At 46.4% G+C, this 26712-nt stretch carries 24 protein-coding genes and 1 pseudogene; 21 read left to right on the forward strand and 4 right to left on the reverse strand.

Annotated elements, in window-relative coordinates; translation table 11 throughout:
* Positions 1-62 precede the first annotated feature (62 nt).
* From napA to hemC, 14 genes are all read left to right on the forward strand, one after another.
* Positions 63-2891, forward strand: a complete 2829-nt coding sequence (gene napA, locus EAO36_RS02065; RefSeq protein WP_120947725.1) for a periplasmic nitrate reductase subunit alpha — start codon at positions 63-65, stop codon at positions 2889-2891.
* On the forward strand, positions 2888-3640 hold the full coding sequence (gene napG, locus EAO36_RS02070; RefSeq protein ID WP_407925305.1) for a ferredoxin-type protein NapG: 753 nt from the start codon (positions 2888-2890) through the stop codon (positions 3638-3640). The genes napA and napG overlap by 4 nt, the downstream gene beginning before the upstream one ends.
* A complete protein-coding gene (napH, locus tag EAO36_RS02075) occupies positions 3640-4425 on the forward strand; it encodes a quinol dehydrogenase ferredoxin subunit NapH (RefSeq protein ID WP_120947729.1) in 786 nt (261 codons plus the stop codon). Before napG ends, napH begins: the two co-directional genes overlap by 1 nt.
* 94 nt (positions 4426-4519) lie before the next feature.
* Entirely contained in the window at positions 4520-5548 is a 1029-nt protein-coding gene (locus tag EAO36_RS02080) for a flagellar basal body P-ring protein FlgI (RefSeq protein WP_407925304.1), read from the forward strand.
* Positions 5545-5862 (forward strand): hypothetical protein, encoded by a 318-nt coding sequence (locus EAO36_RS02085; protein ID WP_120947733.1) that lies wholly within the window; start codon positions 5545-5547, stop codon positions 5860-5862. The genes EAO36_RS02080 and EAO36_RS02085 overlap by 4 nt, the downstream gene beginning before the upstream one ends.
* A 1-nt stretch (position 5863) precedes the next feature.
* On the forward strand, positions 5864-6922 hold the full coding sequence (locus EAO36_RS02090) for a sensor histidine kinase (RefSeq protein WP_120947735.1): 1059 nt from the start codon (positions 5864-5866) through the stop codon (positions 6920-6922).
* Between the two features lie 82 nt (positions 6923-7004).
* The gene (locus EAO36_RS02095) at positions 7005-7445 is read left to right on the forward strand and encodes a Dps family protein (RefSeq protein WP_120947737.1); all 441 of its coding nucleotides are present in this window, start codon (positions 7005-7007) and stop codon (positions 7443-7445) included.
* Complete coding sequence (locus EAO36_RS02100; RefSeq protein WP_120947739.1) at positions 7442-7723, forward strand: DUF2018 family protein; 282 nt, start codon at positions 7442-7444, stop codon at positions 7721-7723. Before EAO36_RS02095 ends, EAO36_RS02100 begins: the two co-directional genes overlap by 4 nt.
* Positions 7716-8123, forward strand: a complete 408-nt coding sequence (locus EAO36_RS02105; RefSeq protein ID WP_235852343.1) for a hypothetical protein — start codon at positions 7716-7718, stop codon at positions 8121-8123. Before EAO36_RS02100 ends, EAO36_RS02105 begins: the two co-directional genes overlap by 8 nt.
* Entirely contained in the window at positions 8124-9017 is an 894-nt protein-coding gene (locus tag EAO36_RS02110; protein WP_120947741.1) for a polyprenyl synthetase family protein, read from the forward strand.
* A gap of 1 nt (position 9018) precedes the next feature.
* Positions 9019-10311 (forward strand): glutamyl-tRNA reductase, encoded by a 1293-nt coding sequence (gene hemA / locus EAO36_RS02115; protein WP_120947743.1) that lies wholly within the window; start codon positions 9019-9021, stop codon positions 10309-10311.
* Entirely contained in the window at positions 10312-12051 is a 1740-nt protein-coding gene (gene proS / locus EAO36_RS02120; RefSeq protein ID WP_120947745.1) for a proline--tRNA ligase, read from the forward strand.
* Positions 12051-12455 (forward strand): FxsA family protein, encoded by a 405-nt coding sequence (locus EAO36_RS02125; RefSeq protein ID WP_120947746.1) that lies wholly within the window; start codon positions 12051-12053, stop codon positions 12453-12455. Before proS ends, EAO36_RS02125 begins: the two co-directional genes overlap by 1 nt.
* A complete protein-coding gene (gene hemC / locus EAO36_RS02130; protein WP_120955645.1) occupies positions 12452-13366 on the forward strand; it encodes a hydroxymethylbilane synthase in 915 nt (304 codons plus the stop codon). Before EAO36_RS02125 ends, hemC begins: the two co-directional genes overlap by 4 nt.
* A 45-nt stretch (positions 13367-13411) precedes the next feature.
* On the opposite strand, the gene EAO36_RS08640 is transcribed toward hemC, so the two are convergent.
* From EAO36_RS08640 to fumC, 4 genes are read right to left on the reverse strand one after another with little or no spacing between them, the layout of a single operon-like run.
* Positions 13412-13774 carry an HNH endonuclease gene (locus EAO36_RS08640; protein ID WP_235852344.1) on the reverse strand — a complete coding sequence of 121 codons (363 nt, stop codon included), beginning with the start codon at positions 13772-13774 and terminating at the stop codon, positions 13412-13414.
* Entirely contained in the window at positions 13759-13992 is a 234-nt protein-coding gene (locus EAO36_RS08645) for a hypothetical protein (protein ID WP_235852196.1), read from the reverse strand. Before EAO36_RS08645 ends, EAO36_RS08640 begins: the two co-directional genes overlap by 16 nt.
* Complete coding sequence (locus EAO36_RS02140) at positions 13982-14755, reverse strand: DNA-methyltransferase (RefSeq protein ID WP_120947750.1); 774 nt, start codon at positions 14753-14755, stop codon at positions 13982-13984. Before EAO36_RS02140 ends, EAO36_RS08645 begins: the two co-directional genes overlap by 11 nt.
* Positions 14755-16146, reverse strand: a complete 1392-nt coding sequence (gene fumC / locus EAO36_RS02145) for a class II fumarate hydratase (RefSeq protein ID WP_120947752.1) — start codon at positions 16144-16146, stop codon at positions 14755-14757. Before fumC ends, EAO36_RS02140 begins: the two co-directional genes overlap by 1 nt.
* Positions 16147-16255: 109 nt before the next feature.
* On the opposite strand from fumC, the gene EAO36_RS02150 reads away from it, so the two are divergent.
* From EAO36_RS02150 to EAO36_RS02175, 7 genes and pseudogenes are all read left to right on the forward strand, one after another.
* Positions 16256-16633 (forward strand): FixH family protein, encoded by a 378-nt coding sequence (locus tag EAO36_RS02150; protein ID WP_143928349.1) that lies wholly within the window; start codon positions 16256-16258, stop codon positions 16631-16633.
* Positions 16634-16640: 7 nt separating this feature from the next.
* Positions 16641-17840, forward strand: a complete 1200-nt coding sequence (gene crdB, locus EAO36_RS02155) for a copper resistance outer membrane protein CrdB (RefSeq protein ID WP_120947754.1) — start codon at positions 16641-16643, stop codon at positions 17838-17840.
* Complete coding sequence (locus EAO36_RS02160; protein WP_120947756.1) at positions 17840-18784, forward strand: efflux RND transporter periplasmic adaptor subunit; 945 nt, start codon at positions 17840-17842, stop codon at positions 18782-18784. The genes crdB and EAO36_RS02160 overlap by 1 nt, the downstream gene beginning before the upstream one ends.
* Positions 18784-21864: an efflux RND transporter permease subunit gene (locus tag EAO36_RS02165; protein ID WP_120955646.1), complete on the forward strand. Its 3081-nt coding sequence runs from the start codon at positions 18784-18786 to the stop codon at positions 21862-21864. Before EAO36_RS02160 ends, EAO36_RS02165 begins: the two co-directional genes overlap by 1 nt.
* Positions 21865-22234: 370 nt before the next feature.
* Positions 22235-23302: pseudogene (locus tag EAO36_RS02170) on the forward strand (site-specific DNA-methyltransferase); the annotation flags it as partial.
* Complete coding sequence (locus EAO36_RS09020) at positions 23235-23867, forward strand: hypothetical protein (RefSeq protein WP_412779205.1); 633 nt, start codon at positions 23235-23237, stop codon at positions 23865-23867. The pseudogene EAO36_RS02170 and the gene EAO36_RS09020, both read left to right, overlap by 68 nt.
* The gene (locus EAO36_RS02175; RefSeq protein WP_120955647.1) at positions 23854-26670 is read left to right on the forward strand and encodes a type III restriction-modification system endonuclease; all 2817 of its coding nucleotides are present in this window, start codon (positions 23854-23856) and stop codon (positions 26668-26670) included. Before EAO36_RS09020 ends, EAO36_RS02175 begins: the two co-directional genes overlap by 14 nt.
* Positions 26671-26712 lie beyond the last annotated feature (42 nt).

Below are 26712 nucleotides of genomic sequence, written 5' to 3' on the forward strand. Positions count from 1 at the left end.
GTTAATTTTTCTAAATCAAATATTGGCTATAATGTTGCCCACTTCAAGACTAGGAGAGTCTAATGCCAACTACCATCCCAAATTCTCATATAGAGCCTACACAAGAACTTTCACGACGTGATTTTTTAAAATCTGTTGCCATCACTTCGGCTTTGGGGAGTGCCGGTCTGCTCACACCTCCAGACTTAGAGGCGAAAGCTGAGCAAGCCCAAGCGGGTTGGAAATGGGATAAAGCGGTTTGTCGCTTTTGTGGGACAGGCTGTGGGATCATGGTCGCCACAAAGGACGATAAAATTGTCGCTACAAAAGGCGATCCGCTAGCTCCAGTCAATCGTGGCTTGAACTGCATCAAGGGCTACTTCAATGCCAAAATCATGTATGGAGCAGATCGCTTGGTGCGCCCTCTTCTAAGGGTGAATGAAAAAGGCGAGTTTGACAAAAAAGGCAAGTTTAAAGAAGTTTCTTGGAAACATGCTTTTGATGAGATGGAAAAGCAGTTCAAGAAATACTATAATCAAATGGGCGTTACAGGTGTCGGAGTCTTTGGGAGTGGGCAATACACGATCCAAGAGGGCTATGCGGCTGCCAAGCTGATGAAAGCCGGTTTTAGAGGCAACAACATCGATCCCAATGCGCGCCACTGCATGGCGAGTGCGGTTGCAGGTTTTATGCAAACCTTTGGGATTGATGAGCCTAGCGGGTGCTATGACGATATTGAAATCACCGATACCATCATCACTTGGGGGGCAAATATGGCAGAAATGCACCCCATTTTGTGGTCCCGAGTGAGCGATCGCAAATTGAATGCTCCTGATAGGGTTAAAGTGGTCAATCTCACCACCTTTTCTAACCGCACCTCCAGCGTAGCAGATACCGAAATCATCTTCACACCCAATAGTGATCTAGCCATTTGGAACTACATTGCTAGGGAGATTGTCTACAACCACCCCGATGTTATCGATCAAGAATTTATCAAAAAGCATATCGTATTTGCCACCGGGTATGCTGACATTGGCTATGGCATGCGCGATAACCCCAACCACCCTAAGTTTAGGCCTGCCGAGAAGGACACGGTGAGAAAGCAAAATGCGATCACTCTAGATGCAGATGAAGCGATCGCACTCAAACACTTGGGTGTGAAAGAAGGCGAAGTGTTTAAAATGCACCACCAGAAGCAGGCGGGCAAGCATTGGGAAATCACCTTTGAGCAATTTAAAAAAGCCTTAGAGCCCTACACTTTGGATTATGTCGCGCGCGTGGCTAAGGGAGATGCCAACGAACCTCTAGAGAATTTTAAAGCCAAGTTGCAACAGCTGGTCAAGCTCTATGTGGAGAAAGACCGCAAAGTGGTGAGCTTTTGGACGATGGGCTTTAACCAACACACCAGGGGCTCATGGGCCAATGAGCAAGCCTACATGGTGCATTTTTTGCTAGGCAAGCAGGCCAAACCCGGGAGCGGGGCTTTTTCTCTAACCGGTCAGCCTAGCGCATGTGGCACGGCTAGAGAGGTGGGCACTTTTTCCCACCGCTTGCCTGCCGACATGGTGGTTACCAACCCCAAGCATGTCGAGATTGCCGAGAAACTTTGGCACTTGCCCAAAGGCACGATCAACCCCAAGCCGGGCTATGACTTTGTCGCCATGATGCGCGCGCTTGAAGATGGCAAAGTCAAGTTCATTTGGGTGCAGGTCAATAACCCTTGGCAAAATACCGCCAATGCCAACCACTGGATCAAAGCCGCTAGAGAGATGGATAATTTTATCGTGGTGAGTGATTGCTATCCGGGCATTAGTGCTAAGGTAGCGGATCTGATCTTGCCCAGTGCGATGATTTATGAAAAATGGGGAGCCTATGGGAATGCCGAGCGGCGATCCCAGCACTGGAAACAACAAGTAACCCCAGTGGGGCATGCCATGAGCGATATTTGGCAAATTTTGGAATTTTCTAAGCGCTTTAAGCTCAAAGAGGTGTGGAAAGAGCAAAAGGTCAATGAAAAACTCACTTTGCCAAATGTGTTGGCCGAGGCGCGTAAAATGGGCTATAAAGATACCGATACTCTCTATGATGTCCTCTTTGCCAACAAACATGCCAAAAAGTTTTTGGCTCATGATCCAGTGGGCAAGGGTGCACCCAATTCGGAAGTCTTTGGGGATAAACGCGGGGTTGTGGGGAGCGATGGCAAACCCTTTAAGGGTTATGGCTTTTTCATCCAAAAATACCTTTGGGAGGAATACCGCCAATTTGGTATCGGGCATGGTCATGACTTGGCTTACTTTGATGACTACCACCGGTATCGGGGCTTGCGTTGGCCTGTTGTCAATGGTAAAGAAACCCAATGGCGTTTTAACACCCAATACGATTACTACGCCAAAAAGGCTGCTCCTGATAGCGATTTTGCCTTTTATGGTAAGGCGATGAAGGAACTTGTTAGCGGTAACCTTAAAGAACCTACTGGTAATGCGCCCAAGAGCTTAGAAAATAAAGCCAAGATTTTTTTCAGACCCTTCATGAAAGCCCCCGAGCGACCCGATCGCCACTATCCATTTTGGTTGGCCACCGGGCGGGTCTTGGAACACTGGCATAGTGGCACCATGACCATGCGCGTACCCGAGCTCTTTAGGGCCGTGCCTGAAGCCTTATGCTATATGAATGAGAAAGATGGGGAAAAATTGGGGGTTAGTCAAGGCGATGCGGTGTGGATTGAGTCACGCCGGGGCAAGGTCAAAGCGCGTGTGGATATGCGCGGGCGCAACAAACCCCCAGTAGGGCTTGTCTATGTACCTTGGTTTGATGAAAATGTCTATATTAACAAGGTCTGCTTAGATGCCACTTGCCCCATTTCTAAGCAGACCGACTATAAAAAGTGTGCGGTGAAGATCACTAAGGTCTGATGCAAAGACGCGCCTTTTTACAAACCACTCTTAAGGGGGCTTTCCTGTGTGCCAGCGGGGGGGCGTTTTTGGTGGCATTGCTAAAAGCCAAAAAGCAAGATAGCTACAGCCTAAGACCCCCGGGGGCGGAGAATGAAGGGCGATTTTTAAGTCTGTGTATCCGCTGTGGGCTGTGCGTGAAAGACTGCCCCTACAACACTCTGAAGCTAGCCACTCTATTAGACCATGCTAGGGTGGGTACGCCCTTCTTTCAGGCCCGCGAAGTCCCTTGCTATCTCTGCTCAGACATCCCTTGTATTAAGGCCTGCCCCACAGACGCGCTAGACAAGGCGCATTTAAAACCCGATCAAGGCATCGCCTCGCTTAAAATGGGGGTGGCTGTGGTCGATCCGGTGGCTTGTGTGGCGTTTTGGGGGATTAGGTGTGATGTGTGTTATCGGGTCTGTCCCTTGATAGACAAGGCGATAAAACTAGAAACCAAGCACAATGAAAGAACCCACAAACATGCCTATATGCTCCCTGTGGTCGAACCTAGTGCATGTGTGGGGTGTGGGATATGTGAGAGGGCCTGCATCACCCAAGAACCAGCGATTAGGATTTTACCCACAGAGTTTGTGAGTGGCAAGGTGGGCGATCACTACGTCAAGGGTTGGGATACCAAGGATCAAGAACGGGTAAAAAATGCTAAACCCAACACCTTAAACCCCAAAACAGACAACCCCCTAGATTATTTGAACAAGGGACTTTGATGCGCTATTTGGTGCTTAGGCGGCTGACACAATGCGGTATTTTAGCCCTTTTTATTGCCAACACCTTTGTTTTAAAAGGCAATTTGAGTTCCTCTAAATTGTTTGATACCATTCCCTTAAGCGATCCTTTTGCGGCTCTGCAAATCTTTGTGGCTAGCTTGCATGTGGAAGCGAGCGCGCTTTTGGGGGTGTTGGTGGTTTCTAGCATCTATGGCTTGTTTTTGGGGCGCGCGTTTTGTGCATGGGTGTGTCCAGTGAATATCATTGTGGATTTTGCCACTTGGTTTCGGCGCAAATTAGAGTTTAGGGGCGTGCATTTAGGCTTGCCTAAAAACTTGCGCTACATTCTCTTAGCTTTAAGTTTGATCTTATCTTTTGTGCTCGCCACGCCTGCCTTTGAGAGTGTGTCCTTTATTGGAGTGATCCAAAGGGGGATCATTTTGGGCACAGCTTCGTGGCTCATTGTGGCGTTTTTGCTCTTTTGTGTGGATGCGTTTCTGGGCGATCAAATCATTTGCTCCAAACTCTGCCCGCTGGGAGCGTTTTACTCTCTGATGGGGCGTTATGCCCTTTTGAAAGTCCAGCACAACGCCCTGCGTTGCACCAAGTGCGACTTGTGCTTTGAGATATGCCCTGAGAAGCAAGTGCTGTGGATGGTGGGGCTTAAAAGCGTGGCGGTTAATTCGGGGGAATGCACCCGCTGTGGGCGTTGCATTGACGTTTGCGCTGATGACGCACTAGAATTTAGTATTTTGGACTTAAAGGGGAGTTTTAAGACCCAATAGAGCAGAGTGCGAAATACTATCAAAAATGCTAATTTCCCTCCTTAAATTGTGCCATTAAGGTTTTTTTGGATAATATTTAGACATGAAATTAAGAATCAAGCACTTAGTTTTATGGGCGTATGCCCTGGTCTGTTTGCAAGCTGAAAAGATCGAGGATATTGCTAACATCGTGGGCGTACGGGATAACCAGTTGGTGGGTTATGGTCTGGTGATTGGCTTAAATGGCACGGGGGATAAGTCTGGATCGAAATTCACCATGCAGTCCATTGCCAACATGCTAGAGAGTGTGAATATCAAGGTTTCCCCTAGCGATATTGCTTCTAAGAATGTGGCTGCCGTGATGATCACCGCTAATTTGCCCTCTTTCGCGCGGCAGGGTGATAAAATTGATGTGCAAATTTCTTCGATTGGAGATGCCAAGTCCTTAAACCATGGGGTGTTGGTGATGACTCCCTTGAGTGCCATTGATGGGAATATCTATGCCATCGCACAAGGGAGTGTGAGTTTGGGCAACTCCTCTAATCAACTCACCGGCACCATTGTTAATGGCGCAACCATTGAGCGCGAGATTTCCTATGATCTCTATAACAAAAATGGCATGACCTTGAGTCTTAAAAAGCCCAACTTTAAAAATGCCGTAAAAATCCAGGAGGCGTTAAATCGGGTCTTCCAACAAAAGGTTGCCCTAGCCATCGACCCCAAGACAATCAAATTGAAAAAGCCCGAAAAACTGACGATGGTTGAGTTTTTGGCGATGATTGAAGAGGTCAATGTGGATTATAGCCACAAGGATAAAATCATCATTGATGAAAAATCGGGTACGGTGGTGGCGGGCGTGGATATTGTGGTGCATCCCGTAGTGGTTACAAGTGGGGATGTTACCATCAAGATCACCCAAGAACCTTTAGAACCCAAGAAAGGCAAGGCTAAAAAAGATTTGCAAAAACTCGGGTCGCAAGCTACGTTGGACACCAGAGAAAATATTTTGAGCGCGCCCAAAGCGACCATTGCCAGCGTGGTGAAGGCGTTACAAAAAATCGGTGTGAGTTCTAAGGGCATTGTGTCGATTTTAGAGGCGATGAAAAAAAGTGGTGCGATTAGCGCAGAAATGGAGGTCATATGATCAAAAATAATCTGGACATTTACAACCAATACCTGGCTAATAAGCTTGATTCCAACAAGATCAAGCACGGAGGTAAGCTAGAAGATCAGCAACTCAAGACTCAAACTGATGCTTTTGAGTCCTTACTTCTAAAGTTCATGTTGGATACGGCTTTAAAGCTAGATAACCCCTTGTATCCCAAGCAAGCTGGGAGCGAGATTTACCAATCCATGTATAAGGATTCGCTCTCCAACCAGCTCAGTGGGCATTTTGGATATAGCGAGTTACTCTTTAATTTTCTCAAAGATCAAGAGGAGCAGAAAAACAAGGGTTAGCATGAAAAAGCCCCCCCTCCCCCTAGAAGCTGTCTCTAGCTCAGGAGATGGCATCTTAGACAATGGGTTGTTGGATCGCTTTGGTGCGCAGGATCGCCAAGAGCTCTTGCGTTTGTTGAATGAATTTATCTTGCAAAGTTACAAGGTTGAAAAGGAATTTAAGGACTATAAGGCACTCTATGAGTGGGTGATTGAGATTTTGCCCCAAGCCATTTGGGTGCTCAATGAAAACAAAAGCTTTTTTTACAAGAATAGCAAGGCGATTGAGAGTCAGGAAGTCTTTGAAAAGGCTAAGGCACTGGGTTTTAATTTAGAAATTGAGCATGAGGGCAAGAACTACCTTTTCCAGAACAATAAAATTCAGGGCAAGGAGATCATCACTGCTACAGACATCACCAAGCAAAAACGCCAAGAACGTTTGGTGTCGATGGGGAAAATCTCGGCACATTTAGCGCATGAGATCCGCAATCCAGTTGGCTCGATCTCGTTACTCACCTCGATTTTGCTTAAAAAAGTGGATAACAAGACTAAGCCCATTGTGTTTGAGTTACAAAAAGCCTTGTGGCGGGTGGAACGCATCATCAAAGCCACTCTTTTATTTTCTAAGGGCGTGCATGCTAACAAAACCCCCCAAAGTCTTTTACTCCTAGAGGATGAGATTCAAGAGGCACTCAACCAATACACTTACACCAAAGAGATCACCCTAACCACCCGCATTGCGCCCACAACTGCCCATTACGATCTGAGTTTGTTAAGCATTGCCCTACAAAACTTTTTATACAACGCTATAGATGCTATTGAGGAAAGCAACTCTGAGGAGGGGCATGTGGAGGTGGTTGCCTTTGAGGAAGAAGAGTGGGTAGTTTTTCATATCAAAGATGATGGTAAAGAGGTGCTGGATAAAGAATTGCTCTTTGAGCCCTTTGAGACGACCAAACTTAAGGGCAATGGTCTAGGGCTTGCGCTCTCTTTGCAGGTGGTGGAAGCACATGGGGGCAAGATCACCTTGTTAGACACCCCCGATAAAACCTTTGAAATCCGCATTCTCAAGGGTGAATAAAAGCTTGTATTTACTATTTTTCCGTTAGAATGTGATTCGAGTTTGGCTTGAGCCAGACTTAAAGTAACCAAAAAGGATTGCGATGAAAACAAAAACTATCGATTTGCTCAAACAACTCCAAGCAGATAGCATTGTGCTGTTCATGAAATTACACAACTTCCACTGGAATGTCAAAGGGCATGATTTTTATCCCGTACATCAATTCACCCAAGCCCTCTATGAGGAGTTTGCCGAAACCTTTGATGATTTGGCAGAAAGAATCGCTCAACTAGGGGCTACGCCTGTGGTAACCCTAGATGAGGCACTGAAACTCTCCCATATCAAAGAGGAAAGCAAGCATAGCTTCACCTCTGGTGAGGTCTTTGGGGCGGTTTTGAAGGACTATGAGCACCTAGAAAAGCACTTTGCCCAACTCTCAGAGACAGCTGATAAAGCTGGAGACAAAGTTACAGCGGCCTATGCCGATGAGCAGTTAGCCAAACTCCAAAAATCAGTATGGATGCTGAAGGCTAGTTTGGTTTGAACCACGATGACTTGCATGTGCTAGCAGGCGATCCAATCCAAAAATGGGGCGATGTGGTCTTGCATGCTAGCCAGAAACGCGCACGCGAGGAGTTGGAACGTTTCCTAGAGGCACAAGCCCTATGCGAGATTCTCCTCGAAGATTTGGGTTTGCAAGATAAATTTTCCGCCTTGTTAAAGCAACAACATGTGGATGGGGTTTTGCAAGAACGCGTGCAGGCTAAAAAGATGGATTTAGCCATCCAGTCGATGGCACTTATCTTAAGCGGGCATGAATAGGTTGTTTGTGGCTCTGCTCTTGTGTACTGGTGTCTTTGCCAAACCCCTTGATAAGACTTTGGAATTGAAAAAAGATGAGATCTATGGCGGGGAGTTGCAACTAGGCAAATTCAAAAAACCCGTGTTTTTCCGCTGGACTCTCTATAAGGATCAAGGTCTGGTGGTGCATTTGAACCTCAACCATTTTCCCTACCAGTTTATTTTATACCCCGACTTCCAAAGAGATAGCTTTCGGGTGGCTGTGTTTAAAGAGAAAGGAGGGGCTAGCTCCTCAGAAGTTGAGGGGGATCACACCCCTCCCTTTTTGATGCTCAGTTTCAAAAAATTTGACACCCAAGCGGGCGTAGCGACCTTGCGTTTGCGCGCCTCTAACCAGCTCAAGTGGGTGGAGCAACCCTAAATGTTGCACGCCATCCAAGCCAAGATTGAGGGTTATTTAGAGGAGGTTGGGAGCACGCAGGTGCTAGAGATGGCGCGTATTTTGGGGACAGGCAAGATGTTACGCAGCCAGCTGATTTTAGCTATTTGCCCTAACCACCCCCAAGTTTTGGATTTTTGTGCCATAATTGAAATGATTCAGAGCGCATCTCTTCTGCATGATGATGTGATCGACAATGCCAACACCCGCAGAGGGCAACTAGCCCTTAATTGCACCTTTGGGGATAAGAGCGCGATCATGCTGGGCGATATTTTCTACTCCAAAGCCTTTTGTGAGCTGGGCAAACTAGACCCTCAGATTGTGCAGGTGGTGGCTCAAAGCGTGGTCGCACTCTCCCGTGGGGAACTTAAAGATGTGAGTGCCTCCCATGTCTTTAACCCCGATCCCAAGATTTACCTAGACATCATCAGCGATAAAAGTGCCTCCTTGATCGTGGCTAGCAGTTGCGGGGCGGCTTTGTTACAAGGTTTGGATACCAAGCGTTACTACACCTTTGGGCTCAACTTCGGGCTGGCCTTCCAAATTATAGACGATTTGCTAGACATCACCCAATCTCCAGAGGTTTTGGGCAAGCCTGCTTTTGGGGATTTCAAAGAGGGCAAGAGCACTCTGCCTTATATCTTGCTCTACCAACGCCTAGATCAGCCCCAACAAGAGGTTTTGCTCTCTTACTTCAAGCAGGACAACTCCGATGCGGTGGCATGGTGCCAAGCTGAATTTGCCAAACATGGGATCATCCAAGAAGTGTTTTCTCAGGCGCAAAAATATCTCCAAATTGCCCTAAAAGCGATTGAAGGGGAGGGCAACACCCAATTAGAAAACATGGCCAAACAAATTTTAGAACGGGAGTTTTAAAGTGGATAGCGGGTATTTGGTTTTGGGCTTCACACATAAGCACCTCCCCATTGAACTCAGAGAACAGCTCGCCTTTTGCGAATCCGAACTTTTGGGCTTTTTAAACATGCTCAAACACCAATACCCCCACATCAAAGAGATCATGGCACTCTGCACTTGTAATCGTGTGGAGTTTTACCTCTATGCCTATGATTTAAACCAAACGGCTTCGAATCTGATTGTCGCCCTAGCCCAAGCCAAGCAAGTGCCCTTAGGCGTGCTGGAATCCAAAAGCGCAATACACACCCAGACCCATGCGATCCACCATGTTTTTTGTGTGGCTAGCAGTTTGGATAGCATGGTTGTGGGGGAAACCCAGATCACGGGGCAATTTAAGAGTGCCTATAAAATGTGCCTAGAACACAAACTATGCGCCCAGCATTTGACCCGCCTAGCCCATTTTGCCTTTAAATGCGCTGCAGCGGTGCGCAATTCAACCACCATCTCTTCCCAAGTGATCTCCATTGCCTCCATGGCGGTCAAGCAAGCCCTAGAGGTGCTAGAAAGTGAAAAGGTGGCACAGAGGGCTATTGTCGTGGGCGTGGGTGAAATGGGGCAATTGGTGTGTAAGCATTTGCTGGCTAAGGGCTTTGAGGTGATCTTGTGTAACCGCCACAGGGAGCGTGCTTTAGAGCTTGGCTTGGAGGTAGAAGTGCAGGATTTTGAAAATCTCCCCACCTTGATCAATACCCATCCCTTTTTATTTTGTGCCACAGGGGCTAACCACCCCATCATCACCCCAGAGAGTGTTACTAGCACAGAATTTAGGCGTTGGTGGTTTGATTTGGGCGTTCCGCGCAACATCGCTCCCATACAAGAGCCCAATATTTGGCTCTATAGCGTGGATGATCTGCAAAGCGTTGTGGCGCATAACTTGGAAAACCGCCAAAAAGACACCTCAAAGGCTTATGAGATTGCGGGACTCTACACGCATAAGTTTTTAGAATGGTTGCAAACCTTAGAGGTCGATCCCCTCATTAAGGGGCTTAGAGACTTAGCTAGAGAAGCCGCCCTTAAGGAATTACGGCGCGCGCTGAAAAAAGGGTTTTTGCCCCCCCAATACGAAGAGAGTGTCGCCAAGATTTTACACAGCGCATTTAATACTTTTCTGCACCACCCCACCGCTGTGCTCAAAAAAAATGCCCACAAAGAGGAGGGCGACATCTTGGGCGAGTGCTTGAAGAATCTATTCAACTTGGGCACAGAAAACATGTTTGTGAATCGCTACAAATGCGAATATGAAGAAGGATGTTAAATGCGCTTTTCTAGGCTATTTGCCCCCACGAGCAAAGAACCCCCCAAAGATGCCCTACTCAAAAGCCACCAGTTCTTAGTGCAAGCGGGCTTTATCCAGCAAATTGGGAGCGGGATTTATAATTTTCTGCCCCTAGGGCAAAAGGTCTTACAAAAGATCCGTGCCGTGGTCAAAGAAGTGATGGATTCCTATGGGGCGCAAGAGTGCATGCTAGGCTTTGTGATCCCGGCCGATCTATGGAGGCAAAGCGGGCGTTTTGACAAATATGGCAAGGAGCTTTTAAGTCTGCAGGATCGCAAAGAAAACGATTTTGTACTCAGCCCCACCCATGAGGAAGTGATCACCGAATTAGTTAAGGCGCATGTGAAGAGTTACAAGCAACTCCCCTTGCACCTTTATCAAATCCACACCAAGTTTAGAGATGAGATTCGCCCCCGCTTTGGGCTGATTCGTGCCCGTGAATTTATCATGAAAGATGGCTATAGTTTCCACAGCAGTTCAGAGAGCCTAGATATGGAATTTGATCGCATGGAGCAGGCTTATAGCACCATTTTTACCCGCTTAGGACTGGATTTTAGAGCCATTGAGGCAGATAGTGGGGCGATTGGGGGCAATAGCTCTAAGGAATTTGTGATTTTAAGCGCGTGTGGAGAAGATATTGTTGTGGTCTGCCCGCAGTGTAGCTATGCAGCTAATATTGAAATTGCCACACGCACCAAGAGGGTAGAACCTGAGAATATCCCCCAAGCTAATTTTGCTAAATTCCCCACACCCAACACCCCCACGATCCAAGCCTTGAGCGCGTTTTTCAAGGTCGATCCCTTTTTCACGCTCAAAGCAGTCGCCAAGCAAGCCATGCTAGAACATGGCAACTCCCAACTGGCGATCTTTTTTGTGCGTGGGGATGATAGTCTAGAGGAGAGCAAAGCCCTCAATGCTTTGAGCACAGCTTTACAAACCCCCATTTTGAGTCTAGAGGAAGTGAGCGCGCATGCCTTAGAGGGCTTGGGGTTGTATCCGGGCTATATGGGACCTTATGGACTCAAACACATTTTGCCCGATGTGACGGTGATCTTTGATCTTGATTTGCAAGATGCCAATAGCCTCATTTGTGGGGCAAATGAAAAAGAAGTGCACTTTGTGGGTGTAGATTTAGCTACCTTTGAGGGCTTGCTCTATGCTGACATCGCCACCACGCGCGCAGACGATGCCTGCCCGCACTGTCAAGCCCCTTTGGAGTATCAAAGGAGCATTGAGGTCGGGCATATCTTCAAACTAGGCAACAAATATTCTAAAAGCCTGAATGCCACTTATCTCGATCAAGAGGGCAAGGCGCAGTTTTTTGAGATGGGCTGTTATGGGATTGGGGTTAGCCGCTTGCTAAGCGCAATTTTGGAGCAACATAACGATGGGAAGGGTTGTGTGTGGAGCAAAGCGAGTGCACCCTTTGAGGTGGTGATCATTGTGGCTAATAGCAAGGATAGCCAACTAGAGGCCTTGGGCGAGAGTTTGTATCAAGAACTCTTAGAGGCAGGTATTGATGTGCTTTTAGATGACCGCTTGGATCGCTTTGGAGCTAAGATGGCGGATTTTGAGTTGATGGGCTGTTGCTATGCGCTCATTGTGGGCAATCAAGCCCTAAAAAGCGGGTCTTTGGAAATCATCAAAAGGCAGGGTTTAACCAAAAGCACCCTAGAGCGCGCTAGTCTTGTTCAAGCCCTCAAGGAGATGTTAGCCTGATGCCCTTTGCCTACATTCTAGGCCTCTCCTATATGGTGCTGGAAATTTTTTTAGTCTATAGTGCTGTGCAAGAATTTGGTTTGGCACTGTTTTTAGCCGAAGTGGTGATCAGCGCGCTGGTTGGGGGTGTGGTGTTGCTAAGAAGCCCCTTTAAGAATTTAAACGACTTGGTCTATGATCGCCTCGAACCTTTGGCTTGGGCAGAAGGGTTTTTTTTAAGGTCTGTGGGTGCGGTGCTGTTACTCTTGCCCGGGGTGTTGTGCGATGTTTTTGGAACTCTCTTGTTGCTCGTGGCTTTGGTGCGCCAAAAAGATCTGCCCCCCGAAGAAATGCCCAAAAAGCCCAAAAAACAAAAAGAGCCAGAAGAAATCATTGATGTAGAAGTTTTGGATAAAGAAAAATGAAAACCCTCATTATTGGGAGCAGAGGGAGCGCGCTGGCTTTGTGGCAGGCTTCTTATGTGCAAGACCTGCTAGAACAGATTGGGCTAAAAAGCACAATCCGTGTTGTCAAAACAAAGGGGGATAAGATTTTAGATGTGCCCTTAGCCAAAATCGGGGGCAAGGGGCTTTTCACCAAAGAATTAGAGGCATTGCTTTTAAACCAAGAAATCGATCTGGCTGTGCATTCGCTTAAAGATGTGCCCGTAGAGGAGCTAGAGCCCCTCACTCTTGCTGCTATCACGCCCCGTGCTGACCCTAGGGATTGTTTTTTGAGCGTGGAATACCCTTGTCTAGCCGATCTGCCACAAGGGGCAAGAGTGGGTACGACCTCTTTAAGGCGATCGATGCAATTAAAACGCATGCGCGCTGATTTGGATACTTTGAGTCTGAGGGGCAACATCCAAACCCGCTTAGAACGCCTAAAATGCGGGGATTTTGATGCGATCGTGCTGGCCTGTGCGGGGGTGCAACGCTTGGGGCTAGAATTGCCCCACCAACAACCCTTTAGCATAAAGGAGATGATCCCTAGCATGGCTCAGGGGGCGTTGGGCGTGCAGATGCGGCGCGATCACCCCTATTTTGATCAAATCACCCAACTAAATGATGGAACAAGCGCGTTCGTCTGTGGCCTAGAGCGTTGCTTTGTGCGCCAGTTGGGTGGGGGTTGCCAAGTGCCCTTAGGCGTGCATGCTAGTCTCACACAAGATATTTTGCAAATCCAAGCCATCGTGGGCTTGAGCGATGGGAGTTGCGTGATTAAAGAGCGCATCCAAGGGCAACCTAGCCAAGCTGATGATCTGATCAATACTCTCGTGCAAAACTTCTTAGATCAAGGTGCGCGGGAGATTTTGGACCAAGTAACATTACTTTAACTAGCCCAAACCACTTATTTTCAACATGCTTTCGAGGGGTTATCATCAAGGCTTTTTCCACACAATGTGCCCGTTGATATTATGTTTCTCATAAACGCCTAAAACCTCTTCTAAAAAGGCGGCTAGCTCCATCTCTCCGGCCTTTTGCGCACTCTCTAGCATGCGTATAAACATTTTCTTACCCGTTTCTGTCTGATTAAAATTCTTTTTTAAGAAATTGTGCCGGGCACACAAAGTTTGCCCATTTTCTAGGCTAGCTTGACCCCCTAAGTCTTTAGGCTTGATGTGATCGACATGCAATTCCACGCCCTCTTTTTGCCCCGCCCCGCAAATCACACAAGCATACCCGTCCCGTTCTAAGATTTGCTTTTTTAAGGCGGGGCTAAAGTCCTCTAAATCTTGACGCAAAACGGAATTTGGGTTGTAGCGATAAACTCCCTTAGCGATTTTTTGTAAAACGCCTTGTTGGTGCAATTTCTAATGCCCCGATCAGGGTCTCTGAAAATCTTGCCTGTGCGCTTGTAGTATTCATGGGTGAGCCAATCCACTACCTCAGGATGTGCGATCTCCCGATTAGGGTTTGCCTTAAAAAATTCCAAGATAAGATCGCTTTGCCTAATCCCCATCTTTTCCCCCCCATATTTTCAAAAAGCGTTGTTTGGCTAGGGCACAATAAGCAGGGTCTAACTCGATGCCCACAAAGGCACGTTGGTTGGCATAGGCTTCTAACATCGTGGTTCCCGATCCGCTGAAGGGATCGCAGATCACATCACCTATAAAAGAAAAGAGCTTGATACAACGGCGGGGCAATTCTCTAGGGAAGGGGGCGGGGTGTCCGATGCGTTTTTTAGATTCCCCATTAAACTGCCAAAGCCCATTGGTCCAAGCCATGAACTCATCCTTTTTTAGATCGCTTCTGCCCTTGTGCTGTTTTTTCCACACCTCTTTATACAGAATAACAACGAGTTCCACGGGCGCGATCACATAGGGGGCTGAAGGGCTAAGCCAACTCCCCCAAGCCGTGCGTCTAGAGATATTGCCCTCATTCCAAATAATGCTACTATGGTAACGCCAACCGATCTTTTTGGCCAAAGTGATCACATCTGCACCCACACTCTGTTGCCCGCCCTTATTCTTGTCCAAGGGGATATTGAGGCATAGCCTCCCGCTGGGCTTGCTCCATAAGTAGGTATTTTGTAGCCAAGTGGCGTTGAAATCTAAATACTCTGCGTAGCTTTGGCTATCATCTCTGCTATTGTAGTCAATGCCCACATTGTAGGGCGGGGAGGTGATGGTGCAATCTAGACTCTTGGGGGGCAAAAGCCCCTGATTGAGGGTGCTGGCTTGATAAAGGCAGATGTCATCATAGACAAAAAAGGGTTGGGGCATTAAGCTTTAGGGCCAATCATTTGTTCGGGTATGACAAATTTTTCAAAGTCTTGTGCGCTTAAAAGCCCTAGCTGTACAGCAGACTCTTTTAAGCTAATGCCTTTTTTATGCGCATTTTTAGCAACTTTGGCGGCATTTTCATAGCCAATATGGGGATTAAGCGCAGTTACCAACATCAAAGAGTGGTGCAAATAGTAGTCGATCTTGTCCTTATTGGGCTCAATGCCAGTTGTGCAATGTTCGTTGAAACTGAGCATGCCATCGGCCAAGAGTTGCAGGCTTTGCAAGAAGTTATAGATAATCACGGGCTTGAACACATTGAGCTCAAAATTGCCCTGAGAGGCAGCAAAGCCGATCGCTGCATCATTGCCCATCACCTGCACAGCAACCATGGTCAAAGCCTCGCATTGGGTGGGATTGACCTTGCCGGGCATAATCGAGCTACCCGGTTCATTTTCAGGGATATGCAATTCGCCCAGACCACAGCGCGGACCACTAGCCAGCCATCTAATGTCATTGGCAATTTTCATTAAGTTTGCCGCCAATCCTTTTAACGCCCCATGGGCAAAATTGATCGCGTCATGGCTGGTGAGGGCGTGGAATTTATTGGGCGCGCTTTTAAAAGTTTGGCCGGTGTATTGGCTCAGTTCCCCAGCGACCTTTTGGGATAATTGGGGGTGGGCATTTAAGCCTGTGCCCACAGCCGTGCCCCCAATGGCTAATTCTCTCAAACCCTCAAGGCTAGCCATAATCTGCTCTTTAGAGTGCTCTAACATGCTCACATACCCGCTAAATTCCTGCCCCAAAGTTAAAGGCGTGGCATCTTGTAAATGCGTGCGCCCAATTTTGATAATATCCTTAAAATCTTGGCTTTTGGCATGCAAGGTGGCGTGCAATTTGTCCAAAGCGGGTAGAAGCTTGCCTGTGATCTCTAGCACGGCGACGATGTGCATGGCAGTGGGGAAGGTGTCATTGGAGCTTTGGGACATATTCACATGGTCATTGGGGTGGATGAGTTTTTCTTTTCTAAAGTCTGCCCCTAAAATCTCAGTTGCCCTATTGGCGATAACTTCGTTCATGTTCATGTTGGTCTGAGTCCCACTCCCGGTTTGCCAAATAGCTAAGGGGAACATGCCCTCTAGCTTGCCGGCTAAAATGTCCTCACAAGCTTGGATAATGGCCTCTGCTTTTTGAGTATCCAATTTGCCTAAATCCTGATTGACTTTGGCCAAAGCGCGTTTGAGTTTGGCAAAGGCGTAGATCAATTCTGTTGGCATCTTTTCCGTGCCGATCTTAAAATTCTCATAGCTCCTTTGGGTTTGCGCGCCCCAATACTTGCTATTTTCAACCTTGACTTCGCCCATCGTGTCGTGTTCTGTGCGATAAGACATACTAAATCCTTTATGTTAAGATGACCAACTCTAACACAATAAGGATTAATTCCACAAACTTTACACAAATAAAGTTTAATATGCCCCTATCTTTCACAAAGGAGTTTGGATGAAAAAATTAGGTAGCCTGATCTTGGTATGTGGTCTTGCATTTGGGAGCTTGCACGCATGGGAGATGCAAATCAAGGCCAAAGAGGCCACTGTGTCTTTTAAATCCAGTGGTAAGCTAGTGAGTGGGAACAACCATTTTAGCCTCACGCCCACTCTAGGGGGCAAACCCCTTAAGGGCGCGCGGCTTAAGATCAAATTTAGCATGCCTGAAATGCCGGGCATGCCTGCCATGCACGAAAAAGCGCAAGTCAAAGAAAAGGATGGCGTGTATGAGGCAAGCGTAAATTTGCCCATGGGAGGGACTTGGCAGGTTAAAGTGGAGATCACAACTAAAGAGGGCAAGACTTATAAGGGCAAGGGTAGCGTGGATATTTAGGCTTGGCATGTTTTTTAAGCAAGTTTTTTTGATCTGTGCTTTGGGTGTGGGGCTTTTAGCCCAAAGTGGGTCTTTTGATCTAAAGGTTGTCTATACCAAGTTTTTACACAAAAACCCCAAGTTAGAAGGCTTGCAAGCCCAAATTGATAGCCTGCAAGCCCAAGCCAAAGCCAGCGCGCGTTGGGATAACCCGATCTTGTATGTGGGCTATAACAACGCCGATGTCAATAACTTTTTTATCCTCGATTCGAGTTTTATGCAAAGCATCAGCGTGGGTTTGAGCCAAAAATTCGATCTCAATGGCAAACGCCATACCCAATCCCAAGTCATTAACCTAGAACGCCAAAAAAAGCTTTTAGAGCTTAAAAAGCTCAAACAAGAGATGGCGATTAACATTTTGATTAATGGAATCAATGTCTATAAAAACACCCGTAAATTGAGTCTGCTTAAAGAGGCTTTGAATAATTTAAACAATCTCTTGTACCGTGCCCAGCATTCCACTAGCCCAGATTTGGTCGCCATTGCCAAGATTGAGATTTTAAAATCCCAGCTAGAAATTAAAGAAAATGAATTACAAGATGCCCTAGAGGACAATAAGATCAACATTAGTGAGTTGAGCTTTAATCAAGGTGATTTGTTAAGTCTAGCCCCTAAAGCCCTAGATTTTAACCCGAGTGTAGAAATCCAAGCGATCATGGATAGCAATCGGGACATCAGGATTGCCCATCTGCAAGAGGGGCAGGCGCGTAAAAATATCGTGTTGGCCAAAAAGAGTTTCCTAGATGACATCAATGTAACAGCTAACTACCTCTTCCGCTCCAAAATCTTTGACATGTTCACCATTGGGGTGGCGATCCCCTTACCTATTTATGGCAAACAACACAACACCCTCCAGCAACGCAAACAAGAACAATTGGCCGCCTCTAAGGGCATTGAGGACACCACCAACAGAGTCCGCCACAGTGCCCAAAAACTCCTCAAAAAGATCGCCCAACTCCAAAAGAATCTTGCCAGCATTGATCAGATTTTAGATTCTAGTGCGCGCATTGTGCATATTTATGAAAACAACCTAGCCAGCTCACCTGATTACAATGGCTATTACAATGCTTTTAATGACGCGATCAATATCCAAATTTCCAAGATCGATACTTTAAGCGCGCTGAGTGTGGCATATTTAAACTTACAAAATTTAAAAGGATTGGATTGATGCGGGCAATTTTAGGCTTTTTGGCTCTATGGTGTATTCTAGAGGCACAAAGCGATAGCGTCAAGGTGCTTTCAAAACTCTATGCCCCCTTTAGGCAATATTATGCCACTTTGCAAGCAGACGAACAAAAAACCTACTCTTATAATATCCGTTTCAATGGCTACATTGAAAAACTCTATGCTAACCAGACTTATAAATCCATCAAGGCGGGGCAAAAACTCTTTAGTATTTATGCCCCCGAATTGGTGAGCGTGCAGAGCGAATTACTCTCCTCTTTGCGTTTTTCAAGCCAAGTGAAGGCGATGCAGGATAAATTACGCTTGTTGGGTGTCTCCAGCACTGAGATTGCAAACATTATCCAAACCAAGAAAATTAAAAATAACATCGATATGCTCTCGCCCTTTAGCGGGGTGATTTTTACCAAAAAGATCAATGAGGGGGATTTTGTCAAAAGCGGGGCGTTGATTTATGAGATTGTCGATCTCAGCACGCTGTATGTGATCGCCCGAGTCAATCAAGAAGATTTGGACTTTGTGCGCCACTTATCTAAGGCACAGATTAAGATTGAGGGCGTGCCGGGGGTGTTTAATTTGGAGTTCTCTAACATCAACCCCCTTGTGGGCGCGCAAGATAAAATGCTTGAGACCCGCTTCATCTTAAAAAACCCCAATCAACTTTTTTTCCCCAACATGTTTGCCAAAGTTACGATCTACCAGCCCAAGCGAAAAATGCTCATTTTGCCTAAAGAGGCGGTGTTGATCAAAAACGGGCATGCGGTGGTGTTTAAAAAAGAGGACGGGGCTTTTGAGATCACACAGATTAAAGCCAAGAGACTAAGCGATGGGGGTTATGAAATCTTAGAAGGCTTAAAAGAAGGCGATGAGGTGGCTAAAAACGCGCTCTTTATCTTAGATGCCGATGCGATCAATAATGGAGATGAATAGTGATCAATGCGCTGATCTCTTTGAGCCTTAAAAATAAATTAGTGGTGGTGATGGGGATTTTCTTGCTCTTTCTCATTTCCATTTGGGCGATGTTGCACACCCGCCTAGATGCTCTGCCTGATCTCTCCCCCACGCAGGTGGTCGTGCAGGTGAGCTATCCTAACCAAAGCCCCCAAGTGGTGCAAGAACAGGCGGTTTATCCGTTAGTTTCTAATTTGATGGGGATTGCTGATATTGAGACCGTGCGTGGGATTGCTAGCTATGAAACGGGTTTGATCTATGTGATCTTTAAAGATGGCGTGGATTTGTATTTTGCCCGGGATCGGGTGAGCGAGCAGATGGCGCGGGTCAAGTTGCCCCCAGAGGCTAAGGTGGAAATGGGGAGCGATTCGACCTCCATTGGCTGGGCTTACCAATATGCGCTCAAAAGCAAGACCAAGAGTCTAGCCCAGTTAAAGACCCTGCAAGACTTCTATTACCGCTATGCCTTGTTGGGCGTGGATGGGGTAAGCGAGGTGGCTAGTGTGGGGGGGTTTGAGCGCAATTACGAGGTTACCATCAATAACGATGCGTTGGTGAAATACGATTTGAATATCGAGGATGTGATCAATGCGATCAAAAAATCCAATAGGGACACAGGCGGGGGGATCATCTTAGAAAATGGGTTTGAAAAGATCATCCATGCGCAAGGATATACCAAAAGTTTAGAGGACTTGAGCCAAATTGTGCTCAAAGCCCCCAACTTAACGCCCATTAAGCTTAAAGACATCGCCACCATTAATTTTACCCCCAAGCCACGCCGCTCAGTGGCAAACCTCAATGGCACAGATGAAGTTGTGGGTGGGATTGTGATGGTGCGCTACCATGCCGACACCTATGCCATTTTGCAACGCATTAAAGAAAAAATCGCGCATTTGCAAGAGGGCAATCAAGAGGTGCAGATCGTGCCCGTCTATGATCGCAGCGAGTTGATTCAAAAGGGGGTGGATAATCTCATCCACACCCTCATAGAAGAGAGCGTGATCGTGCTCATCATCATTGCGATCTTTTTGTTGCACTTTAGAAGTGCTTTGGTTGTCATCATCACCTTGCCCCTTTGTGTGTGTTTGAGCTTTTTACTGATGCATTTTTTCAACATTGAGGCAAGCATTATGAGCTTGGGTGGGATTGCCATTGCCATTGGGGCGATGGTGGATGCGGCGATCGTGATGGTGGAGAATGCGCACAAGCATTTAAGCCATGTCGATATGCAAAATGAAAGCGCGCGCCAAAATGCTATTATTGATGGCGTCAAACAAGTAGGGCCCGCAATTTTCTTTGCGCTGATGATCATAGTGGTGTCTTTTTTGCCCATTTTTGATTTGAGTGGGCAGGAAAAACGCCTATTCTCCCCCCTAGCTTACACCAAGACCTTTGCAATGTTGGTGGGGGCTTTGCTCTCCATTAGCATTGTGCCCATTTTAATGCTTTGGCTCATTAAGGGCAAAATTGTTGAGGAGAGTAAAAATCCCATCAACGCCTTTTTCATTAAGATTTATGGGGTGTGCCTTAGCTTTGTGTTGCGTTTAAGGTATGTCTTTTTGATCGTGAGCGTGCTGGGGCTAGGCGGGCTTTATGTGGTTTATAAAAAACTCAATTGGGAGTTCATCCCCTCCATTAACGAGGGCGTCGTGATGTATATGCCCGTAACCACCAATGCGGTGGGCATTGACACGGCTAAAAAATACCTAGAGGAGACTAACAAGCGCATTAAAGCCATCCCTGAGGTCAAACAAGTTTTTGGCAAAGCCGGGCGGGCTAATAGTAGCACGGACAGCGCGGCACTCTCTATGCTGGAAACCTACATTGAGTTAAAGCCTAAGAGTGAGTGGCGGGAGGGCATGACCTACAAGAAACTAAGGGATACACTGGAAAATACCTTACAATTAAAGGGTTTGGTGAATTCTTGGACCTATCCCATTAGGGGGCGTATCGACATGTTGCTTACGGGCATTCGAACCCCCTTGGGCATCAAACTTTATGGCAAAGATCCCACTTTGCTGCAAGATTTGGCTATCCAAATGGAGCAAAAATTAAAAACCCTGCCCGAGTCGTTGTCTGTCTTTGCCGAAAAATCCAATAATGGCTACTATCTCAATGTGGATTTACGCCCCGAAAAGCTTGCCCAATATGGAATCACCAAAGAAGCCGTCTTGAACATGATTAGCTATGGTGTGGGGGGGGCGAGTGTTTCTACTCTCATTGATGGCGTGGAGAGTTACCCCATTTCGGTGCGCCTGCAAGACACCCAACGCAATAACATTGAGAGTTTGGATAATCTCTATATCAAAACGCCCTTTAGTTTTATGCCTCTAAGGGAGTTTGCAAATGTCTATTATGCCAACGCCCCGGCGGTGCTCAAAAGTGAAAAGGGTTTGAATGTGCATTTTATTTACATTGTGCCTAAAAACGGGGTGAGTTCAGAGACCTACCGCCAAGCCGCGCTCAAAGCCCTAGAGAATTTTAAACTCCCCAGCGGGTATTATTATGAGTTTTCAGGGGAGAGCCAGTATTTAGATGAAGCCTTTGCCACTTTAAAATACATTGTGCCGATGAGCATTTTTGTGATCTTTTTGTTGATCGTCTTTGCGCTCAAAAACACCACTAACTCTCTGCTTTGTTTTCTCACTCTGCCCTTTGCCTTTTTAGGCGGATTGGTGTTTATGAAACTCTTAGGCCTTAATTTGAGCATCGCCGCATTGGTGGGCTTTTTAGCCCTCCTGGGTGTCGCCTCAGAAACGGCGATTGTGATGATCATCTATTTAGAGGACGCTTACCAACACTTTTTAAAGCAGGGCGATCACACCCGCGCCAAACTCAAAGAGGCGATCATGCACGGGGCGGTGCAACGCGTGCGCCCCAAATTGATGACCTTTTTTAGTATTTTGGTCTCTCTCATCCCCATTATGTACTCCCATGGCGTGGGCTCAGAGATCATGCACGCCATTGCCGCCCCCATGCTAGGGGGGATGATCACTAGCGTGGTGCTCACCCTCTTTATCATCCCCACCGCCTACTTTGTGATTAAAGATGTCAAGTGATCTTTATGCTTTTAGGGGGTTTGCGTGGTATTTGCGTGCATAAAGCCCTAGCAAAGGCCGAATCGATTAGAATACCCCTTACAATCTGTGGCTAGGGTGGTGCATGCGGAGCGAATGTATTTTTGATAACGCCCCACAGGGGGCACAAGATTCTAAACTAGAGGGTTTAAAGAAATTATACCCGGCTTGTTTTGATCAAGAAGGCAAGTTGGTTTTAGAGAGATTGGAGGCGGTGTTAAAAAAGGAGGGGAGTTTTTCTAGTGAGAGTTATAACTTACAATGGCTGGGCAAGGCATATGCGAGGATGTTAGCTGAAGAGAGGCCTTTAAGTGTGCTAGAGATTGAGAGCAACCCGCCTAGCCAAAATCTTTTAATCAGGGGGGATAATTTAGAAGCCCTAAAGCACTTACAACATGCCTATTATGAAAAAATCAAATGCATTTACATCGACCCGCCCTACAACACGGGCAACGATGCCTTCATCTACCAAGACAAGCGCAACTTCACCCCCCAAGACTTGGGCGCAAAGGCGGGGATGAGCGAAGGGGAAGCTAGGCGGGTTTTAGAGTTTATCGCTCAAGGGGCAAACACCCACTCTGCGTGGCTGACCTTTATGTATCCGCGTTTGGTGCTGGCGCGCCATTTGCTAAGAGATGATGGGGCGATTTTCATCAGCATTGACGACAACGAACAAGCCCCGCTTAAATTACTTTGTGATGAAGTCTTTGGGGAAGGGAATTTTTGTGGCGACTTTGTGAGAAAAACCAAGAGCACGACCAACGATGCCAAAATAGGCGTGAATTACCAACACGAGTTTTTGCTATGCTACGCCAAAGACAAGTCCCAAGTCAAGCTACTAGGGGGGCAAAAGGATTTGAGCCGTTACACCAATCCCGACAACGACCCTAACGGGGCGTGGGCACCGGATAACCCCAGTGCCAAGAGCGGCAACCCCAAAACGGGCTATTTTGGTGTTAAGAACCCCCACACGGGCAAGGTGGATTACCCTCCAGAAGGGCGGTTTTGGCTTTTCTCTAAAGATACCCTAGAGACGCACATAAAAAGCGGGCGGATTTGCTTTAAAAAAGAGCACGCCCCCGATGAGCGGGGTTTTATTTACAAACGCTATTTGAGCGACCTTAAGAGTACGCAAAAGACCTTTGATAGTTTGGCATTTACCGACAATGCCTACATGAACCAAGCGGCGACTAAAGAGCTTTTAGATTTGGGGCTAGCTGAAGCCTTTAGCTACCCTAAGAGTGTCAGCTTTATCCAAAAAATCCTATTGCACGCCACAACAGGGGGGGGGGGAGAACCCCGAGATTGTCCTAGACTTTTTTGCCGGCTCAGGGACGACAGGGCATGCCGTGATGGCGCAAAACCTCGCCGATGGGGGCAAGCGGCAATTTATTTTAATCCAACTAGAAGAGGCAATTGATCCTAAGAAAAACAAAAGCGCCTATGATTTTTGCAAAGAAACATTGCATAGCAACGCGCCTAATATCTTTGAGATCACTCAAGAACGCCTCAAGCGCGCCAAAGCCCAGCTAGAATTAGAACACCCCCATCACTCTAGCGATTTAGACTTTAAAGTCTTTAGCTTGCACCCAGTAGGCCCACGCCTAGAAGACATAGAAAAATGCAATGGCCAAGCCTTAGAGTTGCATAGCTACAGCCCAACAAGCATTTTAAACACTTGGAAAGTCTATGATGGCAAGCTTTTAAGCCAAGACTTTGAGATGATCCAGCTAGGTAACTACCAAGGCCACTATTGCCAAGACAAATTGTATTTGATCCATGCGGGCTTTGATAGCAATGCCCTAAGCACCCTTTTAGAAAAACTAGATTTAGATCCCCACTTTAAACCCAGTGTGGTGGTGGTGTGTGGAGAAAACTTCACAAGTGGCATGCAAAGAGCCCTTTATGAAAATCTAAAGAACTTGCGCAATCAAAAATCTTTAGAGGTTAAAACTCTCATCAGGTACATGAATGCTAGACTTTAATTACGAAAATTTGGAACACCAAGTCAAGGCGGTTGAATCTGTTTTAAGGGTGTTTAAGGATTTTAGCACATGTCCAAGCCGTGGGGGGGCAAATCCTAAGCTTGTCTTTGATTCAAATCTCTTTGAAAAGAATTTAGAGGCCATCCACCAACAAAACAATCTCGATCACACCCAATACACCCACCTAGACAGCAATATCTTAGACATTTCTATGGAGACGGGCACGGGCAAAACTTACACCTACACCAAATTAATGTTAGAATTGCACCGACACTTACAACAATCTAAGTTCATCGTGATTGTGCCCTCTCTGGCGATCAAGGCGGGGGCGGTGAAATTCTTAAAAGCAGAGGCCACAAGGACACATTTTAGAGATCTTTACCAACAAGAATTAGGCGTGCATGTGGTGTCTAGTGCGCCCAAAAAGGACATCTTCCCCCCAGCTATTGCTAATTTTGTCAAAGCCCCTCTGAACCCTAACAAAATAGACATTCTCATGATCAATCAGGGCATGCTGAATGCGCCTAGCCTAGATAAAGCCTATGATCAATGCTTATTTGAACACCTTGATCGCCCCTTTGAGGCACTAAAGGCGGTATGTCCGCTCATCATCATTGATGAACCCCACCGCTTTAAAAAGGATCAAAAGAGTTTTAAAAACATTAAAAAAATTGAGGCCCCTTGGGTGTTTCGCTTTGGGGCGACCTTTGAGGGGAGAGAAGAAAATTTAATCTACCGCCTAAGTGCACTAGAAGCCTTTAACCAAAACTTAGTTAAGGGCGTGCAAGTTTTTACCCATGGGCTAGGGCAACACGCCGCCCCCGTGCAACTTGTGGGTGCTAATGGCTATGAAGCGCGCTTTAAACAGGGCGATCAAAGCTTTAGCATGGGGGTGGGGGAGAGTTTGAGCAAAATCCATGCGGATTTAAACTTAACCCTAGAGAAAATCTCTAAAAAAAGCGTGTTAATCTCTAATGGTTTGGAACTCAAAATCCATGATAGCATCCACCCAGCGCGTTACCACACGAGCTTAAGGGAGCAAATGATCGATCAAGCATTGGAGGAGCACTTTAAGTTAGAGCGCAAGCTTTTAAGCCGTGTGGATAAAATCAAGCCCTTACTCTTGTTTTTCATCGATGACATTGCGGGCTACCGGGAAGGGGGGTTTAAAGAGAGTTTTAACGCGCTTGTCAAGCACAAACTAGAAAAACTTTTAAGCGATGAGGAAACTAGAGAGGATCGCAATGACTTTTATGTAGGCTATCTCAAAAAATCCCTAGCAGACATTGAGAGCACCCATGGAGGGTATTTTGCTAGGGATAATTTTAGCAGTGATGAAAAGATCGAGGCACAGATTCAAGAAATTTTACACGATAAAGAGAGATTATTAGACTTAGAGAATCCACGCCGTTTTATCTTTTCACAATGGACCTTAAAAGAGGGCTGGGATAATCCTAATGTCTTTGGGATTTGCAAATTGCGCGCGAGTGGGAGCGAAACTTCTAAATTGCAAGAAGTGGGGCGGGGCTTGAGGCTACCTGTGAATGAATACGGCGCGCGAATCAAAGAGGAAGCCTTTTATTTGAATTACTTTGTGGATTTTAGCGAAAAGGACTTTGTTGCCAAACTGACTTCTGAGATCAATTCTGGTGTGGGCATGTTGGGCGATCCTAAAAAGTTAAGTGAGGAGATGATTGAGAGCGTTTGTGGGGGCTACTCTTTGGGTGTAGTAGAGCTTTTAACAACGCTAGAGGAGGCTGGAATCATCAACCGGGCTAATGAATTTAAAGAAGGGGGATTTGAGAAACTTAAGGCCATGTATCCTGATGTCTTTAACAAACTGAGGGCGGGTAAAATCAAGCACGCTAAGGACAAACCAAAGCTAGCGCATATCCGTAAAGACAAGTATCCCCAAATTAAACAGCTTTGGGAACAACTCAACCAAAAGGCGATCTTGCAATATGTGGGTGATGAAGAGGCTTTTTGTGTGCTATTGAAGGACTTTTTAAAGGCGTATAAAAGCCACTTTAAAGCCCCTTTAATGGGGACAAAAAAACAGATTTTACATGTAAAGAGCACGGGGGCGCATTACCAAAGTGAGGAATTAAGCCACCAAGCACCCTTACAAAATTCTATGCCCTATGGGGAGTTTTTAATGCAACTTGCCCTAGAAACCCATGCCCAAGTAGAGACCTTGCATAAGGCTTTTAGTGATCTGCAAGATGAGTTAGACATCAATTTATATTTAAATCCGACCACAATCCGCCTCATTAAGGCTGGTTTGACTAAATACCTCTTAGATCACGGCCTAAAAGGAGGTGGGGGCTTTCACATTACCTATCAAAAAATCCAGCATAGCCCACACCCTAGTGCTTTTACAAACATGCATGGCCAAGTTCTGGAGGCAATCGATCCGGGTAACTTGGGCGTGCAAACAGAAACTTTAAGCCCGGCGCAAAACTATCTCTTTGAGGAGGTCTATTACGATTCAACACTGGAAAAAGAAAATATTTTACATGGCTTTGAAGAGGTGCTTGTCTTTAGCAAAATCCCTAAAAATTCTTTAAAAATCCCGCTGAGCGGTGGGGGGACTTATAGTCCTGACTTTGCCTATGTCTTAAAAGAGGGCTCATCTTTGGTGGTTGAGGTGAAGGGCAAGCAAGAGCGGGACTTGATGGCCGATGAAACCCAAAAGATCGCCCATGCCAAAGAGTTTTTTAAAACCCTTAGCGGGGGCACAATCACATTTGTCTTGCAGGATCAACAAACAACGCTTAGGGAGTTGATTACACAGATCAAGTAAGCCAAGTCACTCTAAAGGCAGTAGAAAGGTGCTTGAAGTTGG

The organism is Helicobacter mehlei (genome assembly GCF_003660265.1).
GTDB classification, from domain to species: Bacteria; Campylobacterota; Campylobacteria; order Campylobacterales; family Helicobacteraceae; genus Helicobacter; species Helicobacter mehlei.

Bases quoted from the DNA above. Each gene is read 5' to 3' on its own strand.
- proS (WP_120947745.1), top strand. From the start codon at position 10,312: ATGCGCTTTTCTAGGCTATTTGCCCCCACGAGCAAAGAACCCCCCAAA.
- EAO36_RS02160 (WP_120947756.1), top strand. From the start codon at position 17,840: ATGCGGGCAATTTTAGGCTTTTTGGCTCTATGGTGTATTCTAGAGGCA.
- EAO36_RS02175 (WP_120955647.1), top strand. From the start codon at position 23,854: ATGCTAGACTTTAATTACGAAAATTTGGAACACCAAGTCAAGGCGGTT.
- EAO36_RS02085 (WP_120947733.1), top strand. From the start codon at position 5,545: ATGATCAAAAATAATCTGGACATTTACAACCAATACCTGGCTAATAAG.
- napH (WP_120947729.1), top strand. From the start codon at position 3,640: ATGCGCTATTTGGTGCTTAGGCGGCTGACACAATGCGGTATTTTAGCC.
- hemC (WP_120955645.1), top strand. From the start codon at position 12,452: ATGAAAACCCTCATTATTGGGAGCAGAGGGAGCGCGCTGGCTTTGTGG.
- fumC (WP_120947752.1), bottom strand. From the start codon at position 16,146: ATGTCTTATCGCACAGAACACGACACGATGGGCGAAGTCAAGGTTGAA.
- EAO36_RS02110 (WP_120947741.1), top strand. From the start codon at position 8,124: ATGTTGCACGCCATCCAAGCCAAGATTGAGGGTTATTTAGAGGAGGTT.
- EAO36_RS02095 (WP_120947737.1), top strand. From the start codon at position 7,005: ATGAAAACAAAAACTATCGATTTGCTCAAACAACTCCAAGCAGATAGC.
- EAO36_RS09020 (WP_412779205.1), top strand. From the start codon at position 23,235: ATGGCGCAAAACCTCGCCGATGGGGGCAAGCGGCAATTTATTTTAATC.
- EAO36_RS02125 (WP_120947746.1), top strand. From the start codon at position 12,051: ATGCCCTTTGCCTACATTCTAGGCCTCTCCTATATGGTGCTGGAAATT.
- EAO36_RS02105 (WP_235852343.1), top strand. From the start codon at position 7,716: ATGAATAGGTTGTTTGTGGCTCTGCTCTTGTGTACTGGTGTCTTTGCC.
- EAO36_RS02150 (WP_143928349.1), top strand. From the start codon at position 16,256: ATGAAAAAATTAGGTAGCCTGATCTTGGTATGTGGTCTTGCATTTGGG.
- EAO36_RS02140 (WP_120947750.1), bottom strand. From the start codon at position 14,755: ATGCCCCAACCCTTTTTTGTCTATGATGACATCTGCCTTTATCAAGCC.
- crdB (WP_120947754.1), top strand. From the start codon at position 16,641: ATGTTTTTTAAGCAAGTTTTTTTGATCTGTGCTTTGGGTGTGGGGCTT.
- EAO36_RS02090 (WP_120947735.1), top strand. From the start codon at position 5,864: ATGAAAAAGCCCCCCCTCCCCCTAGAAGCTGTCTCTAGCTCAGGAGAT.
- napA (WP_120947725.1), top strand. From the start codon at position 63: ATGCCAACTACCATCCCAAATTCTCATATAGAGCCTACACAAGAACTT.
- EAO36_RS08645 (WP_235852196.1), bottom strand. From the start codon at position 13,992: ATGGGGATTAGGCAAAGCGATCTTATCTTGGAATTTTTTAAGGCAAAC.